Source organism: Kribbella sp. NPDC104740 (assembly GCF_055583505.1).
In genome coordinates this window covers 293,130-308,556 of record NZ_JBVJNV010000005.1, presented here as the reverse complement: position 1 = coordinate 308,556, position 15,427 = coordinate 293,130, and the positions used below count along the sequence as shown (strand labels likewise).

Genomic DNA, 15,427 nt, shown 5'->3' with positions numbered 1-15,427 from the left:
CCGTGGCTGTCACCCACGTCGATCGCACGGCGGAAGACGCCCCCGCCGCCCGGACCGGTACGCCGGCCCCCGGGCGGCGGGGGCGTTCCCTGCCGGGGCGTCTGCTGCCGTACCTGCTGGTCGCGCCGACCGTGCTCGGTACGGCGTACCTGCTGGTCTACCCGCTGATCCGCAACCTGATCATCTCGTTCCAGAAGTTCGGTATCGCCCAGCTGATCCGCGGCGGTGCCGACTTCGTCGGGTTCGACAACTACCAGCAGATCCTGTCCGACGGGATGTTCTGGTCGGTCGTCCTGCGCACCTTCGTCTTCACCGCGATCAACGTCTCGCTGATCATGGTGCTGGCGACCCTGATCGCCCTACTGATCGGTGCCTTGGGCAAGCGAATGCGGCTGGCCGTGATGGGCGGTCTCGTGGTCGCCTGGGCGATCCCGGTGATCGCGGCGACGACCGTGTTCCAGTGGCTGTTCCAGTCCCAGCTCGGCGTCGTGAACTGGGTCCTGGTCGCGCTCGGCTTCGAGCAGTTCGACGGCTACGCCTGGTTCGCGAACGGCACCTCGACGTTCGCGATCATCGTCGTGCTGATCGTCTGGCAGTCGGTGCCGTTCGCCGCCCTCACCCTGTACGCCGCGATGACGACGGTGCCGAAGGAGCTGTCGGAGTCGGCCCAGATCGACGGCGCCGGCGGGGTGAAGACGTTCACGCTGATCACCTTCCCGATCCTGCGGCCGATGTTCGGGCTGATCCTGTGCCTGGAGATCATCTGGGTCTTCAAGTGCTTCGTGCAGATCTGGGCGATCAGCCAGGGCGGCCCCGGTAACGCGACACTGACGCTGCCGGTCTGGGCGTTCCAGGTCGCGCAGTCGCTGAACCGGTACGACCTCGGCGCCGCGATCTCGATGGTGACCGTGCTGATCCTGGCGGTCGCGCTGCTGGCCTACTTCCGGCAGATGTTCAAGGAGGAGGGGCAACTGTGAGGCCGCGGATCGGGCGCAAGATCTCGCTCAACGTGCTGGCGCTGATCGTGTTCGCCTTCTCGGTGTTCCCGGTCTACTGGATGGTGCTGACCGCGTTCAAGCCGACCAAGGACATCCAGGCCGAGACACCGTCGTTCTTCCCGACCAACATCACCTTCACGCACTTCAGTACGGCGGTGAACGCCGACGGCTTCTGGCTGTTCTGGCGCAACAGCGCACTGGTCGCAGTGTCCGCGGTGCTGATGGCGCTGGTGGTCGCGTGCCTGGCGGCGTACGCCGTCGCGCGGATGAAGTGGCGCGGCCGGCAGGCGTTCATCCTGATGGTGTTCATCGCGCAGATGACGCCGTGGGAGGCGCTGCTGATCCCGATGTACGTGATCGCCCGCGACACCGACATGCTCGACAAGCTCACCATGCTGACCCTGATCTACTTCATGGTCACACTGCCGTTCACGATCGTGACGCTGCGCGGATTCCTGAACGCGATCCCGGTCGAGCTCGAGGAAGCCGCCCAGGTCGACGGCTGCAACCAGTTCCAGGCGTTCCGGCGAGTGGTCTTCCCGCTGCTCGCGCCGGGATTGCTGTCGACGTCGCTGTTCGGATTCATCACCGCGTGGAACGAGTTCGCGTTCGCGAACCTGCTGATCATCAAGAACCAGGACCAGCGAACGCTGCCGGTGTGGCTCTCGTCGTTCAGCAACACGTTCGGCACCGACTGGGGCGCAACGATGGCGGCGGCGACGCTGTTCATGCTGCCGGTGCTGCTGATCTTCTTGGTGCTGCAGGGGCGGGTCACCGCGGGGGTTGCGGCGGGGGCGGTCAAGGGCTGACGAAAGAGCCGGTACGCCGAACCAGCGGCGTACCGGCTCCTCAGCTACGGCTTCTCGGAGACCCGCAGCCGGACGTCGTCGGCGCCGAGCTGGAAACCGTCACGGACGTACCAGGTGTCGGGGACGGAGTCCCGCTCCTCGCTGAAGTTGCGGTCGTCGTACTCCGCGGTGTACCCGCTGATGTGCATGCCCTTCTGCTTCAGCATCTCCTTCGCCTCGCCGACACGGAGCACGCTGTACTTGGCGCCCTCCAGCGGTTCGCCGCGGTCGGTGAGGTCTCCGGCATAGAGGGGCTCCTCGCCTTGCCGGAGCGGACGACCGATCTCGAGGACTCCCTCTCCCTTGAAGGCAGTGTTCACGGCGATCGTGATGTTGCACGGTGCCGGGCCACCGATCGTGCAACCGGCCGGCGTCTCGCCGACCGTCACGAAGCGCGCGTACGAGCCGTCGCTGAACCCGGCCGCGGCCTCCTTGCCGACCACGGACGGCGTCGCGGGCTGGAGCTTCAGCTCGAAGTTGATCCCGTGGTCCTTGAGCTCGCGGTTGAAACGCTTGGTGTCGGCGTACAGGTCGATGACGGTGATCTTGAGAGTGTCCTTCTCGGTGGCGAAGGAGAGCGCCGGGCTGAGAGCCTCTGTGCGCGCGTCGTCCGAGCGCTCGTACGCCGTGAACGCGATCCCGCCGATCAGGCTCGCGGCGACGAGCGCCGGAACGAGGCGGCGGACGACCGGTCGGCGCCTGGCCGACAGCTCGTCGGACCCGGCCGCGCCCTTCGGCTCCTCGAGCGACGTGCGCGCGAGCAGACCCTGCCAGGCGCCCTCGCGGTTGCGGGTGGCCTGCTGGACGTCTTCAGCGGTGACCGGGTCGAGGGCCCGGATCTTGTCCATCGTGTTCATGCCGATCCTCCTTCGTGAGCGGCGCCCAGCGGGGTGGCGAGGGCTGGTTCCGAGCGGAGCAGGCGCTCGAAGCGCCGGCGCGCTCGGTGGAGCCGGATGCGGACGGCGTTGCGGGAGCAGTTGAGCGCCACGGCGGCCTGGTCGACGTCCAGGCCCTCCCAGGCGATCAGCGCGAGGACTTCGCGGTCCCGGTCGGGGAGCTCGTTCCAGGCTGCCGCGGTGAGGGCCGTCGCCTCCGGGGAGGTGGACGAGGGCTGGGAGCGGGGCGCGGCGCGGAGTTGCGCGGTGAGGGCCGTACGGCGGTCCTCCCGGCGGCGGTGGTTGGCCAGGGTGTTGCGGGCCACCGCGTACAACCACGGCAGCGCCTCCGGCCCGGCCGGTACGTCGTCGAGGCGGCGCCAGGCGACCAGGAAGGTCTCGGCGACCAGGTCGTCGACGTCGCCGCGGTTGGCGACTCTTCTGAGGTGGTAGGCGACCAGGGGGTCGTAGCAGTCCGAGAAGATGCGCTCGAACCGCTGCAACCGGTCGTCGTCCGGTGGACTGTTCTGCGTCATGACCCTCTTATGTCGGCCGAGGGCCCAGGATTTCAGTCCGGGAAGGTCAATCTGGTGGTGATCCGGTACCGGTCGCCGCGGTAGACGGCCTGGGTGTACTCGATGACGGTCCGCTCGGCGGACCGGGTGGTGCGCTCGATCAGCAGCGCCGGCGAGTGCAGCGGGACGTCGAGCTGGGCGGACTCGCGGTGGTCGGTGACGGTCGGCTCGGTGACCTGGACCGCGTCCTTCGGCGGTACGCCGTACCGGTCGCGGAGCAGGGCGTAGAACGAACCGGTCTCGAAGTCGCAGCCGGTGATGCCGGGGACGAGCGCGGCCGGGAGGTGAATGCGTTCGACGCACATCGGGATCGCGTCGACCAGGCGGAGCCGGACCACGGACAGCAGCTCGGCACCGGGTGAGACCTCCAGCCGGCGGCCCATCCGGGCGCCGGCGGGCTCGACCGCGAAGCTGATCAGCCGGCTCTGCCACGGGCTGCCCTCGGCGGGCGGGAGCGCGAAGTCGCCGGTCTCGGTCGGTTCGAGCTCCTGGTGGATCTTGTGGGCGCTGACGAACGTGCCGCGGCCGTGCTCGCGGACGACCAGGCCCTCGCGCGCCAGGTCGTCGAGGGCGGCGCGCAGGGTCGGCCGGGAGACGCCGAGCGACTCGCTCAGGCTGCGCTCCGACGGCAGCACCTGGCCCGGTCCGCTGGAGTCGATCAGGGCCAGCAGTTGGTCGCGCGCCTCGGTCCGTCGCATCCCGAAACCTTACCAGTGGTCCGACCATTGAGAGCGATACCACGGTTTATCCAAGCTCTTGACTTAACCAGTTGAACGCGTCAGATTGCCAGGAGTGACCCAGTGGTCACACCCTCTCCGCCCCGAGAAAGGTGTTCACCATGGCTCGATCCCGCCTCGCTGCCGCCGTCGCCGTCCTGGCGACCGTCGCGGCCGGCACCGCCGCCGTACCGGCGTCAGCCCGGACTGCCCCGGAGAAGGCCGCCGCCTGCGGAGCCTTCTTCGACGACTTCAGCTACAGCTCCCGCACCGACCCCGCGTTCACCGCCCACGACTGGAGCATCCGTACGTCGGCCGGCGGCCCCGGCGTCGGCGGCGCGACCTGGGCGGCGAGCAACATCAGCTTCCCGACCGTCGACGGCCAGAAGTCGCTGCAGCTGCGCGCGACCACGAACGGCACCGCGGGCGGTACGACGCACGCCCAGGTCCAGCAGAACCGGCAGCGATTCTTCGAAGGCACCTACGCGACCCGCTTCAAGTTCAGCGACACCCCGGTCAGCGGCAACGACGGCGACACGGTCAACCAGACCTTCTACACGATCTCGCCGCTGCGCTACGACTGGGACCCGATCTACTCCGAGCTCGACATCTCGGAGTACCTGCCGAACGGCGGCTGGGGTGAGACGAGCGCGACGAACTTCTTCACCAGCTGGAACACCTACCAGGCCGACCCCTTCGACGGCTGGCGCGCGACCACCGCGCGGCGGCAGAGCCACGCCGGCTGGCACACGCTGGTCGCGACGGTCTCCGGCGGGCACGTGAAGTACTACGTCGACGGCGCGCTGGTCGCCGACCACACGACCGACGACGCGGGCCGGACGGTCTACCCACGGCAGGCGATGACGCTGAACTACAACCAGTGGTTCATCGACCTGAACGGCCACTCCGGCGGCACCAGCGTCTGGGCGCAGTCGGCGGATTGGGTGTACTACGCGAAGAACGAGGTCCTGAGCCCCTCGGCGGCGGCCGCGCGGGTGGCGTCGTACCGGTCGGCCGGGACGGCGCACGCGGACACGATCAGCTGCTGAAACAGTTAATGGTCAGTACGGTGAGACGGCCCCCGGTGACCCATGGACTTTCCGTCCCCGACTGAGTACGGTCCGTTACGGCGTCCGCACCACGCCACCACCTGAGGGAGGGCTCTGAGCCCGACCTCCCACCGGTCGGTGAGGTGCTGCCCGCCAGTAGCGCCTCACTGGTGGCTGGGCGAGCAGACCCCGGTAGCAGCCGGGGTCTGATGGGGGCCCGGACACCTAGGTGGGGCGGGTGCAGCGCGGTCGTCCGACCATCGCGCTTCCCCGCCCCACCGACTCAAGCATCAGTCGCTCGACTCTCGCGTCGACCGACTGTCTGGTGTGGTGCCGACTTGAAAGAACTACAAGTCGGCACCACCGTCGAGGGCACCGGAGAAACTCCTGGTCCGACCCCCAACGCTCCGCACTTGTCCGTCGTCTAGCTTGGCGACAGGGAAACCGAAGGACGGTGCCGGTGGCTGACTGGAAGAGCACGTTCGACGAGCTGGTCGCGGTGCGCGGCCCGGCGCTGCGCGGTCACGCCTACCTGCTGACCGGGGACGCGGCGACCGCCGCCGACCTGGTCCAGGAGGCGCTGCTGCGGGTGTTCGGCCGGCTCCGCGTCGGCAGCGACATCGAGCAGCTCGAGGCCTACGTGCGCCGCACGATCCTGAACCTGTACGTCGACGACCGGCGGCGGGCGAAGAAGTGGCGCGAGACCAGGCACCTGCTGGTCGAGCCCGACTCCAGCACCGAGGACCACGCGACCACGCACACGGTCCGCCACGCACTGTCCGACCTGTCACCCAAGCAGCGCGCCTGTGTGGTGCTGCGGTACTACGAGGACCTCACGGTCCCGGAGATCGCGGACCAGCTCGGATGCGCCGAGGGCACGGTGAAACGCCATCTAGCCGATGCGAGATCGAGGTTGGCCGCGCAGCTCGGCGTGACAGAGGAGAGTGTGCAATGACGTCGAAGGACCTGAAGGACCTTCTCGGCGCGGTGGCGGACGAGAGCCGGGAGACCGTCACGCTGGACGAGCAGGCGGTGGCCGGCCGGATCAAGGGCCGTCGCCGGCGCAACGCGCTGGTCGCGGGCGCGGCGAGCCTCGGCACGGCCGCGGTGATCGCGGTCGCGGCGGTCGCCGTCGTACCGAACCTGGTCGGCGAGCAGGACGCCCCGGTGGCCGGGCCGGCCGCGGCGAGCGGGCTGGCGATCGGCGACTGCGGAGGGACGGCGGGTGGGCAGCCGCGGGCCGGGCAGCCGCTGGAGCTGAGCGCCGCGACGGTGGTGAAGCCGATCAACGGGACGACCGACTTCGGCACGGTCGATGTCGTGGTGACCAACACGACCGACAAGGTGCTGGAGGTGACCATCGGCAAGAGCGCCGCGCTGACGGTGGCCCAGCAGGGCAAGGTGGTGGCGACGCCGGCGCCGGTCCGGGACCAAGGGGTCAACCTGACACTGGTACCGGGCGGCCGGGAGATCATCACCTCGACCGTCAGCCTGCGCCGTTGCGGTGAGGCAACGACGCAGGCCGGGGAGAAACTCGCGCCGGGCAGCTACCAGTTCTACGCGACCCAGCTGTTCAGCCCGACCGACGGCGGCCAGCCGATCGAGGCCCAGGGCGGACCCTGGACGGTCGAGCTGAAGTGATCACTTGATCGCGATGTTCGCCTTGAAGACGGACCGGATCGTGGTCCACCGCTCGGCGTACTGGTCGTCGCCGGCGTGGGCGATGTGCATGCCCCGGATCTGCACGGTGCCGTTCACGTACTGGAACAGCGGTGCGCCGGAGTCACCGCCCTGGCCGTCCGGACCGCGGTAGACGATCAGTTCGACCGTGCAGCCGGCCTCGTCGCAGAACTGCCCGTGCAGGCTGGTGACGACCTGCGAGCACTGCTCGTAGGTCGTCTGCCCGCTGCGGCAGTAGGCGGCTCCGACCGCGGGGTCGGAGGCGCCGCTGACCAGGATGGTGGTCCCGGCCGCGCCGCCGCGGTAGATCACCGAGCCGTACGTCCCGCCGCCGACCGCTTCGAAGTCGTAGTACGGGAAGCTCGGCCGGCTCCGGACGGTGCCCCACAGCTGCTCGCCACCGGTCGAGAAGACCCGCTGGCCGAGTGCGAAGCAGTGCCCGGCGGTGACCATGTAGCGGGCCGTCGAGGTGATCGTGAACCCGCTGGTGCAGACCGACGAGCCGTTGGTGATCGACGCGCCACCGCGGTGCGGTGCCGGGTCGCTCTGCCGGGAGTCCCGGCTGACGTCGCCCTGCTTGGTCTGCAGCACCGACCCGTACTTGGCCAGCAGCGGCTGCATCGTCGCGGCCGGCGCGTCCGTCGTCACCGACATGGCGTCGCGCTGTGCGTCGTAGTGGAAGGCGTAGCTGTACTTCTTCGCGTCGGCCTTCCACTGCCGGCTCTCCAGCACGGTCCGGATCGAGGTCAGCTCCGCCTTCGTGGTGCGGCTCGGCTGGACCGTGGTGTCGGCGCCGGCGACCCGCACCGACCGGGCCGCCTGGGCCTTGGCCGTACGCGGCGTCCGGACGACGTACTTGCCCGTCGCCTGGTCGTAGTACACGCCCAGGCCGCCGGTCCTGGTCGCGTAGTCGTCGACCTGGCTGAACTTCTTCTCCTGGGCCGTCTGCGGCCCCTCGGGTGCCTCGGCGGCGGCTGCCTCCTTCTGTGCCCGGGCGGCCGCCAGCGCGGCCCCCTCTGCCGAAGGTGCCGCGACACCGGTGACGTCGAGTGGCTGGGCCACCGACGGCTGGACGGTGAGCGCGAGCCCACCGGCACCGACCGACACCGCGGCGATCGCCATCGACAGCGATCTCCTCTTCAAGCGCATGCGTTACTCCCCAGACTCGGGTGCTGAACCCCTGCAGTCTGCCGAACTCCGGGGCCGCTCGCCGCTCGAAGGCAACATCCTGCAATGTCGCGGTCACCCTACGGCCTCACAGGTTTCCGCGGCGCGACGTTCGGCGGCGGCTGTGACGGGGCAGACTGACCTGCGACGCCGTTCCACACCGCCCCGTGGGAGACCCGCCGTGACAGTGATCCGCAAAGCCCGTCCGGTCGTGCTGATCGGCGTACTGCTCGCCCTGATCGGCTTCGGGATCACCCCGGCGCCGGCCGCGACCAGTGCCACGCTGACCGTCGCCGCCGCCATCCAGCAGCAGAACGGCGCCACCGGCACCGTCTCCGGGTACGTCGTCGGTCAGCCGACCGCCACCAACACGGTGGTCCGCAGCAACTTCCCGAACGACTACGCGCTGGCCCTGGCCGACTCGGCCGGGCAGACCGCGACCTCCTCGATGTTGTACGTGCAGATCCCGAGCGGCTTCCGTTCGGCGTACGGGCTGCAGTCGAACCCGGGGCTGGTCGGGCAGAAGATCACCGTGACCGGCAAGCTGGCGGCGTACTTCTCGCACGCCGGCCTGACCGGGGCGACCGCGTTCAGCGGTGGCGGCGGCTCGGACCCGGGCGACCCGGGTGACCCGCCGGACCCGGGTGACTACTACGCCGGGGCCGCGGGCAAGACCGGGCCGGCGCTGAAGGCGGCGTTGCACACGATCATCAGCAACCAGACCAAGCTCAGCTACGACCAGGTCTGGAATGCGCTCAAGGACACCGACCAGGACCCGAACAACGCCAACAACGTGATCCTGCTGTACTCCGGGCGCTCGCAGGCCAAGAGCACCAACGGCGGCAACCCGAACGACTGGAACCGCGAGCACGTCTGGGCCAAGTCGCACGGCGACTTCGGCACCGCGACCGGACCGGGGACCGACGTGCACCACCTGCGGCCCGAGGACGTCTCGGTGAACGGCGTCCGCGGCAACCTGGACTTCGACAACGGCGGCGGCACGGTCGCGGAGTGCTCGGGCTGCGCGGTCGACGGCGACTCGTTCTCCCCGCGGGCGGCGGTCCGCGGTGACGTCGCCCGGATGATCTTCTACATGGCGGTCCGCTACGAGGGCGGCGACGGCTTCCCGAACCTGGAGCCGAACAACTCGGTGAACAACGGCTCCGCGCCGTACATCGGGAAGCTGTCGGTGCTGAAGGCCTGGAGCCAGGCCGACCCGCCGGACGCGTTCGAGAAGCGCCGCAACCAGGTCATCTACGACAACTGGCAGCACAACCGGAACCCGTTCGTCGACCACCCGGAGTGGGTCGCGTCGATCTGGCCGTAGGTTGGCGGTATGACTTCTGTTCCGCGCTTCCACCTGGCCATGCCGGTCGACGACCTGGCCGCGGCCGCCGAGTTCTACGGAGCGGTGATCGGCTGCGACCGCGGCCGGTCGTCCGACACCTGGATCGACTGGAACCTGCACGGCCACCAGTTCGTCACGCACCTGGCACCGGGCCGTTCGCAGGGCATCCACAACCCGGTCGACGGTCACGACGTGCCGGTTCCGCACTTCGGGCTGATCCTGCCGATCCCGGAGTTCCACGCGCTGGCCGACCGGTTCAAGGCGGCCGGCAAGACGTTCGTGATCGACCCCTACCTGCGCTTCGAGGGGCTGCCCGGCGAGCAGTGGACGATGTTCCTGCTCGACCCGGCCGGCAACGCCCTGGAGTTCAAGGCGTTCGCGGACGAGGCGCAGATCTTCGCGACCTAACGGTTGACGGTGAAGGTCGTGCCGCCGACCTGACGGCTGCGGGTGTTCGGGCCTTCCGCGTGCCGGCCGACGCGTTGTTCGGGAGCGATCGACGGCGTGGCCGAGCCGGGCAGGGCGACGCCCGCGGTGGCCGCCGTCTTGCCGAGGCGCATCTCGACCCAGTCGCGCATCCCGGGGTCGGCGACGGTGATCCGGTCGCCGGTGGAGTTCTCGCGGACCAGGCCGCGGGCGACCAGCATCTGCCGGGCGGTGTCGACGGCCGGCCAGTTGCCCGGACCCGCGGCCTGGGTCTCGGCCGGCATCGACAGGCCGCGCGCGCCGCGGGCGGCCGTCTTCGCGAGCAGTTCCTTCTCGGCGTCCGAGCACGAGTTCCACTCGGCCTGGTAGACGACGCGGGAGTCCGCGTTGACCTGCGTGACCGCCGCCTTCGCGACGTCTGCGGTCAGCCCGGTCTGCGGGTCCCGGATCAGGCCGACCGCCTTCTCCGACAAATCGCGCAGCCGGCCGGGGTGTCCGCCAGAGGCGTGCAGCAGCTGGTCGATCGCGTCCCCGCCGTACGCGATGCCGGCCTGACGCAGCGGCTCGGTCAGCGTCGGCCGCAGCTCGTCGCCGGACAGCGGACCACACACCCGTACGTCGTACCGGCTGGCGGCCGCGGTCGCGATACCGGAGTGCCCACCGGACGCCGCCATCAGCCGAGTCATCGCCATCTCGCTGCCTGCCCCGACCAGGTAGACCGGCCGCCCGGCGCGCTCGAGGTGCGTCGACAGCTCGGTCAGCGCGGCCAGGTCGCGGTCGGAGGCGACGTCGAGGTTGTCGACCAGCAGCACCACTGGCCGGCGCTTCTTCGCGGCCAGGTCACCGAGCTCGGTCGCGAGCTCGTTGAGTGTCGAGCCCAGCCCGGTCCCGCCCGGTGCGTCCCACTGCCGCTTCGCGACCAGCTGCACCGGCGCGACGCCGACGCGGACCTCGGCGCCGTTCTGCTGGTTGCGGGAGCGCTGGGTCAGGTTCTTGATCGTCTTCTTCAGCTTCCGCAGCGCCAGGAACCCGTACTGCTTGCGCAACCCGCCGAGCGACCGGTTCGCCGCCCGCACGAACCGGCTCTCCAGCGGCTCCCGCGGCGAGGCCTCCACCTTCAGGCACGGCCAGCCGTTCGCCCGCGCGAAGTCCTGCACCTTGTCCAGCTCGAAACTCTTGCCCATCCCGGGCCCGCCGGTGAACAGCACCGTGTTCCGCTCCGGCGCCCGCAGCTCCAGCGACAGCGGCCGCCCGCTCGCGTCGATCCGGGTGACCGGCGCGGCCGGGCGCTGCGGCGTACCGAAGATCGGATCCATCCCCGCAGGCTCGTCCCCACAAGCGTGCCCTGGGCAACCACCAGGTGAACGGCGGGCCGCGTCCCGGTGGCGGGTTGCACCGGTCCGCTATGGTCAGTTAGGTATACCTAAGTCCGCCCGAGAGGAACCCTGGTGAGCACCCCCGCACCCCGTAGTCGCCGTGCCAAGCTCGGTGTCGTCCGCCGGACCGAGCGGGTCACGCCGCACATGGTCCGGGTCGTGCTGAGCTGTGACGAGTTCACCGGCAACGACATGACCGACATGTACGTGAAGCTACTCTTCCTGCAGGACGGCGTGCAGTACCCGGAGCCGCTCGACATGGGCGTGGTCCGCGAGCAGCTGCCGTCGGAGCAGTGGCCGACGATGCGGACGTACACGGTCCGCGGCTGGGACGAGGCCGCGCAGGAGCTGACGATCGACTTCGTGCACCACGGTGACGAGGGGATCGCCGGGCCGTGGGCGGCGAACGCCAAGCCGGGCGACAAGCTCTGGTTCAACGGGCCGGGCGGTGCGTACACGCCGGACGAGGCGGCCGGCTGGCATCTGCTGGTGGGCGACGAGAGCGCGCTGCCGGCGATCGGTGCGGCGGTCGAGGCGCTGCCGGCCGGTGCGACGGCGAAGGTGTTCCTCGAGGTCGAGGACGCGACCGAGGAGCAGAAGTTCGGCGGCTCGGGTGACGTCGAGGTGGTCTGGTTCCACCGGGCCGGCGCTGCGGAGGGCCGTGGCGAGCGGCTGGTCGCGGCGGTCGCCGGGCTGGAGTTCCCGTCCGACGACGTGCACGCGTTCGTGCACGGCGAGGCCGGGTTCGTCTTCCAGATCCGGCGCAACCTGTTCGCCGAGCGCGGGCTGCCGCGGGACCGGGTGTCGCTGTCGGGGTACTGGCGGCTCGGCAAGAACGAGGACGGCTGGCAGGCGGAGAAGGCGGAGACCGCGCGCAAGGAGCGCGCAGCCGCAGGCAACTGATCACTGTCCGTACCGGTTGCTACGCGATGCAACCAGTACGGCGTGCGCCCCGTCTGAGCCGGTGAGAACGACGATCAGGGAGGGCCCGATGCGTACCGAGAACCCGCTCGACCTCACCCAGGCCGCCTACCTGTGCGGCGGCCGTCGCCGGGCGGCGCTGGTCGCGGTCCTCGCGCTGCGCGACGACCGCGTGATCGGCTTCACCGGCCGCCAGGTCCAGGCCCTCGGCCCCGACGGCAGCAACCAGCTGGAGCGCGCGGTCGTTGCCGCGCTGCCCGCCGCCGGGCTGCCGCTCTCGACGCTGCTGACCACGGTCGCCGGCCTGCCCGCGATGGCCGAGCTGAAGGCGTCGCTGGTCGAGCGCGGCCTGCTCAGCCGATGGCTCCCGGGCCGGCTCACGGCGTACGGACGGCAGGTCCGGCGGTCGCTGCGGGAGCACGCGATCGGCACCTACCGGGTCGCGGTCGCCGGGCCGCGCGCGATCGTCGTACCGGAACTGCGGCAGCTGTTCGAAGGCCGCGACCGCCAGGACGCCGTACGCCGCGAGGCTCCGGTCTGATCCGAACGCGCCGGATGATCCGCGGCCTCTCCCGCGTTGTGGCGAAGGAGAGGAGCAACTACCCATGAAGATCGGCATCATCGGAAGCGGCAACATCGGCGGCACCCTGACCCGGCGGCTGACCGCGCTCGGCCATGACGTGCGCGTCGCCAACTCCCGCGGCCCCGAGTCCCTGCGTGACCTGGAGAAGGAGACCGGCGCGACCGCGGTCGAGGCGACGCAGGCGGCTCAGGACGCGGAGATCGTGGTGGTCACCATCCCGCAGGGCAAGGTCCCGGACCTGCCGGCCGGAGTGTTCGACGAAGCGGCGCCGGGGTTCGTGATCGTGGACACCGGCAACTACTACCCGCAGCAGCGCGACGGGCGGATCGCCGGGATCGAGGACGAGGGCAAGACGGAGAGTGCGTGGGTGTCCGCGCAGCTCGGGCAGCCGGTCGTGAAGGCGTTCAACAACATCTACGCCGATCACCTGCTGAACAACGGACTTCCGGCCGGTACGGCGGGCCGGATCGCGCTGCCGGTCGCGGGGGACGACGCCGACGCCAAGGCGAAGGTCCTGGCGCTGGTGGACGAGCTCGGGTTCGACCCGGTCGACGCCGGGTCGATCGCGGAGAGCTGGCGGCAGCAGCCGGCGACGCCGGTCTACACGACCGACTTCGACAGCGACGGCGTACGGGCCGCGCTCGCGGAGGCGTCCCCGGAGCGACCCGCTCAGTTCAAGGGCTGAAACTCAGCCGCGACTCTCACCCGGCTTCGCGTCCTCGACGCGGTGGTTCAGGAGCTGGGTGAGGGTCGGGGCGAGGTTGGTCGGGAGCACCCAGTCGTCGCCGGCGGCCTGGAGGATGACGGCCGGGCCCGGCGTACGGACGACCGCGACGGGGATCGGGAAGCGCAGGCGCTCGGAGCCGGTGAGGTCGACCTCGTGCACGCCTGTCACCTTGGTGAATGGGTACGTGCGGCGCAGGTCCTCCGGGTTCGCGCCGCGCAGCTTGCGCGGAACAGTGTGGATCGACACCGTGTCGGTGCCGAGCACCAGCGTCGTGCCCCACAGGCCGCGCAGCCGGAAGGCCAGCTCGTACGGCGTACCGGCGAGCTCCGGATCGACCGGGACGAGCAGCGTGCGTTCGGCGTACGCCGCGAGCGCGACGCCGACACCCGCGCCCAGCCACCAGATCACCAGTACCGCGAGCAGGATGAACACCAGCCCGAAGTTGTCCGGGACGAGCGTCAGGTAGACCGCCGAGATCGCCCCGAAGAACGCGCCGGTCATCCGCCAGCGCTGCGGGCGGAAGCGCTGCCGGGGGAAGAGCAGCCCGCCGAGCACCAGCAGCACGGCCGGCACCACCGCGCCGGCCAGGCCCGCTGTCGCCAGGCTGACGCCGAGTGTGAGCACCGGGAGGCCGAGGTAGATCACGCCCACGACCAGTTGGACCTTGCGATGCCGTCGCGCCAGTTCGCCGTTCACGGGAAAACCCAAGCACACAAACCCCCGGGCGACCTACTGTGCTGACCGATGGCCGACTTCACGATCCCGCGAACGCTGCACGACGCCCACACCGACGAGCCCGGCCTGCGCTGGCTGCGGGAGCTCCCGTCGATCGCTGCCGACTACCTCGGCCGCTGGCAGTTGACCCTCGACGGCGCTCCGATGCACGGCGCCGCGTCGCTCGTCCTGCCGGTACGGCGCACTGACGGTGAGCCGGCGATCCTCAAACTCCAGCCCCGCAACGACGAGAACGCCGGCGAGGCCCTCGCGCTCCGGACCTGGGACGCCGCCGACGTCGTGCGCGTCCTCGACCACGACGACGAGTCCGCGACGCTGCTGCTCGAACGTCTGCGCCCGGAGACGCTCAGCACCGTCGCGGACGACGTCGAGGCGACCCGGATCCTCGCCGGGCTGCTCGCGCGGCTCAGCAGCACGCCGGCGCCGGAGAATCTCCGAACGCTCGCAGACCTGGCCGCCGCGATGGTCGAGGACGCTCCCGGTCTGATCCCGCGACTCGGCGATCGGACAGAGCAGCAGCTCGCGCTTGGCTGCACCGCGAGGGTCGCTGAGCTGTTGGGCGAGCCCGGCGACCGCCTGCTGCACTGGGACCTGCACTACGACAACGTGCTCGCCGCCGATCGGGCGCCCTGGCTGGTGATCGACCCGAAGCCGCTCGCGGGCGACCCGGGTTTCGAACTGTTCCCGGCGCTGAACAACCGCTGGGACGATCTGGTCGCGACCGGCGACCTGCCGCGGGCGATTCGCCGCCGGTTCGACCTGCTGGTCGACGTACTGGATCTCGACCGGGACCGGGCGGTCGGCTGGACGCTCGGACGGGTGCTGCAGAACGTGCTCTGGGACCTGGAGGACGGTGAGACCGCGGTCGAGCCGGTGCAGATCGCGATCGTTAATGCCTTGTCGGAGCGGCGGGGATGATTACATGATTACCGGCATGACGACCCCGACGGTGTACGAGTGGGCCGGTGGCGCGAAGGCGCTGCGGCGGCTGACCGAGGTGTTCTACGACCGGGTGCTCGAGGACGAGCTGCTCGCGCCGGTGTTCGCGCACATGAGCCCGAAGCATCGCGAGCACGTCGCGCTCTGGCTGGGAGAGGTGTTCGGCGGGCCGAAGACGTACACCGACGAGCTCGGCGGGTACCCGTCGATGCTCGCGCACCACCTGAATCTCGGGCTCACCGAGCAGCAGCGCGCTCGCTGGGCGGCGCTGATCGCCGCCAGCGCCGACTCGGCGGGGCTGCCCAGCGATCCGGAGTTCCGCTCGGCGTTCGTCGCGTACGTCGAGTGGGGGACGCGGATCGCGCTGGACAACTCCCAGCCCGGCGCGACCCCGCCGCCGGAGGCGCCGGTCCCGCGCTGGGGCTGGGGCGAGGCCCCGCCGTACCAGCCGAGCTGACCGGCGG

General features: G+C 70.3%; 18 protein-coding genes. 12 read left to right on the top strand and 6 right to left on the bottom strand.

Annotated elements, in window-relative coordinates:
- Positions 1–2 precede the first annotated feature (2 nt).
- Both ACZ6Z4_RS27065 and ACZ6Z4_RS27060 read left to right on the top strand, forming a co-directional pair.
- On the top strand, positions 3–977 hold the full coding sequence (locus ACZ6Z4_RS27065) for a carbohydrate ABC transporter permease (protein ID WP_465569819.1): 975 nt from the start codon (positions 3–5) through the stop codon (positions 975–977).
- Positions 974–1,807 (top strand): carbohydrate ABC transporter permease, encoded by an 834-nt coding sequence (locus ACZ6Z4_RS27060; protein ID WP_363676786.1) that lies wholly within the window; start codon positions 974–976, stop codon positions 1,805–1,807. Before ACZ6Z4_RS27065 ends, ACZ6Z4_RS27060 begins: the two co-directional genes overlap by 4 nt.
- A 44-nt stretch (positions 1,808–1,851) precedes the next feature.
- Here the strand turns inward: ACZ6Z4_RS27060 and ACZ6Z4_RS27055 are convergent, their stop codons facing one another.
- The 3 genes from ACZ6Z4_RS27055 to ACZ6Z4_RS27045 are packed head-to-tail and all read right to left on the bottom strand — an operon-like array spanning position 1,852 to position 3,994.
- Complete coding sequence (locus ACZ6Z4_RS27055) at positions 1,852–2,703, bottom strand: hypothetical protein (protein WP_465569815.1); 852 nt, start codon at positions 2,701–2,703, stop codon at positions 1,852–1,854.
- Positions 2,700–3,257, bottom strand: coding sequence for an RNA polymerase sigma factor (locus ACZ6Z4_RS27050; protein WP_465569813.1), 558 nt, complete (start codon positions 3,255–3,257; stop codon positions 2,700–2,702). Before ACZ6Z4_RS27050 ends, ACZ6Z4_RS27055 begins: the two co-directional genes overlap by 4 nt.
- A 32-nt stretch (positions 3,258–3,289) precedes the next feature.
- Complete coding sequence (locus ACZ6Z4_RS27045; RefSeq protein ID WP_465569811.1) at positions 3,290–3,994, bottom strand: GntR family transcriptional regulator; 705 nt, start codon at positions 3,992–3,994, stop codon at positions 3,290–3,292.
- A 140-nt stretch (positions 3,995–4,134) separates the two neighbouring features.
- On the opposite strand from ACZ6Z4_RS27045, the gene ACZ6Z4_RS27040 reads away from it, so the two are divergent.
- From ACZ6Z4_RS27040 to ACZ6Z4_RS27030, 3 genes are all read left to right on the top strand, one after another.
- Positions 4,135–5,061, top strand: coding sequence for a glycoside hydrolase family 16 protein (locus ACZ6Z4_RS27040; protein ID WP_465569809.1), 927 nt, complete (start codon positions 4,135–4,137; stop codon positions 5,059–5,061).
- Positions 5,062–5,521: 460 nt separating this feature from the next.
- Positions 5,522–6,016 (top strand): RNA polymerase sigma factor, encoded by a 495-nt coding sequence (locus ACZ6Z4_RS27035; protein ID WP_465569807.1) that lies wholly within the window; start codon positions 5,522–5,524, stop codon positions 6,014–6,016.
- Positions 6,013–6,702, top strand: a complete 690-nt coding sequence (locus ACZ6Z4_RS27030) for a hypothetical protein (RefSeq protein ID WP_465569805.1) — start codon at positions 6,013–6,015, stop codon at positions 6,700–6,702. The genes ACZ6Z4_RS27035 and ACZ6Z4_RS27030 overlap by 4 nt, the downstream gene beginning before the upstream one ends.
- Here the strand turns inward: ACZ6Z4_RS27030 and ACZ6Z4_RS27025 are convergent, their stop codons facing one another.
- Positions 6,703–7,890, bottom strand: a complete 1,188-nt coding sequence (locus tag ACZ6Z4_RS27025) for a chymotrypsin family serine protease (RefSeq protein WP_363676779.1) — start codon at positions 7,888–7,890, stop codon at positions 6,703–6,705. It lies immediately after the preceding gene.
- Between the two features lie 199 nt (positions 7,891–8,089).
- Between ACZ6Z4_RS27025 and ACZ6Z4_RS27020 the strand changes: the two genes are divergently transcribed.
- On the top strand, positions 8,090–9,235 hold the full coding sequence (locus tag ACZ6Z4_RS27020) for an endonuclease (protein ID WP_465569803.1): 1,146 nt from the start codon (positions 8,090–8,092) through the stop codon (positions 9,233–9,235).
- A gap of 9 nt (positions 9,236–9,244) precedes the next feature.
- Positions 9,245–9,664: a VOC family protein gene (locus tag ACZ6Z4_RS27015; RefSeq protein ID WP_465569801.1), complete on the top strand. Its 420-nt coding sequence runs from the start codon at positions 9,245–9,247 to the stop codon at positions 9,662–9,664.
- Here the strand turns inward: ACZ6Z4_RS27015 and ACZ6Z4_RS27010 are convergent.
- Positions 9,661–10,998 carry an ATP-binding protein gene (locus tag ACZ6Z4_RS27010; RefSeq protein ID WP_465569798.1) on the bottom strand — a complete coding sequence of 446 codons (1,338 nt, stop codon included), beginning with the start codon at positions 10,996–10,998 and terminating at the stop codon, positions 9,661–9,663. The genes ACZ6Z4_RS27015 and ACZ6Z4_RS27010 overlap by 4 nt on opposite strands.
- 132 nt (positions 10,999–11,130) lie before the next feature.
- Here ACZ6Z4_RS27010 and ACZ6Z4_RS27005 point away from each other — a divergent pair, with 132 nt between their 5' ends.
- From ACZ6Z4_RS27005 to ACZ6Z4_RS26995, 3 genes are all read left to right on the top strand, one after another.
- A complete protein-coding gene (locus ACZ6Z4_RS27005; protein ID WP_465569796.1) occupies positions 11,131–11,961 on the top strand; it encodes a siderophore-interacting protein in 831 nt (276 codons plus the stop codon).
- Positions 11,962–12,049: 88 nt separating this feature from the next.
- The gene (locus tag ACZ6Z4_RS27000) at positions 12,050–12,520 is read left to right on the top strand and encodes a TIGR04222 domain-containing membrane protein (protein ID WP_465569794.1); all 471 of its coding nucleotides are present in this window, start codon (positions 12,050–12,052) and stop codon (positions 12,518–12,520) included.
- Between the two features lie 64 nt (positions 12,521–12,584).
- Positions 12,585–13,247 (top strand): NADPH-dependent F420 reductase, encoded by a 663-nt coding sequence (locus ACZ6Z4_RS26995; RefSeq protein WP_465569792.1) that lies wholly within the window; start codon positions 12,585–12,587, stop codon positions 13,245–13,247.
- 3 nt (positions 13,248–13,250) lie between these two features.
- On the opposite strand, the gene ACZ6Z4_RS26990 is transcribed toward ACZ6Z4_RS26995, so the two are convergent.
- Positions 13,251–13,985: a hypothetical protein gene (locus ACZ6Z4_RS26990; protein ID WP_465569787.1), complete on the bottom strand. Its 735-nt coding sequence runs from the start codon at positions 13,983–13,985 to the stop codon at positions 13,251–13,253.
- Between the two features lie 48 nt (positions 13,986–14,033).
- Between ACZ6Z4_RS26990 and ACZ6Z4_RS26985 the strand changes: the two genes are divergently transcribed.
- Both ACZ6Z4_RS26985 and ACZ6Z4_RS26980 read left to right on the top strand, forming a co-directional pair.
- Positions 14,034–14,942 carry an aminoglycoside phosphotransferase family protein gene (locus ACZ6Z4_RS26985; RefSeq protein ID WP_465569785.1) on the top strand — a complete coding sequence of 303 codons (909 nt, stop codon included), beginning with the start codon at positions 14,034–14,036 and terminating at the stop codon, positions 14,940–14,942.
- A 16-nt stretch (positions 14,943–14,958) separates the two neighbouring features.
- The gene (locus tag ACZ6Z4_RS26980; protein ID WP_465569783.1) at positions 14,959–15,420 is read left to right on the top strand and encodes a group II truncated hemoglobin; all 462 of its coding nucleotides are present in this window, start codon (positions 14,959–14,961) and stop codon (positions 15,418–15,420) included.
- The last annotated feature ends 7 nt before the right edge of the window (positions 15,421–15,427 follow it).